This window comes from Pseudomonas sp. EL_65y_Pfl2_R96, from assembly GCF_963970905.1.
GTDB lineage: Bacteria > Pseudomonadota > Gammaproteobacteria > Pseudomonadales > Pseudomonadaceae > Aquipseudomonas.
The window spans coordinates 1-255 of sequence record NZ_CAXAQH010000468.1 but is presented as its reverse complement, the minus strand read 5'-3'; the positions used below and the strand labels follow the sequence as shown (position 1 = coordinate 255).

At 63.9% G+C, this 255-nt stretch carries 1 protein-coding gene; it reads left to right on the top strand.

The annotated features are described in order from the left end of the window. The coding region (locus tag AACY49_RS31610) for a hypothetical protein (protein WP_339528298.1) at nucleotides 1-255 on the top strand (255 nt) is incomplete at both ends.

The following is a 255-nucleotide window of genomic DNA, read 5'->3' as shown; positions in this document are numbered from 1 at the left end:
AATCGCCTGTACTACGGCAGCGGCCACCTGCACCAGATCAACCTCGACGGCCAGGTCATCAGCGACTTCGAACGCGACCGCCTGCACCGCGAAGTGCTGCGCACCCAAGGCCAGATCAGCACCCGCAACGAATACGACCGCAGCGGGCGCTTACGCTCACGCCAACGCCGACACACCAGCCAGCCATCGCTGATGCCGGCCGCCGTGCAGAAACATTTCGAGTACGACCCCGCCGACAACCTGATCGGCAAACTC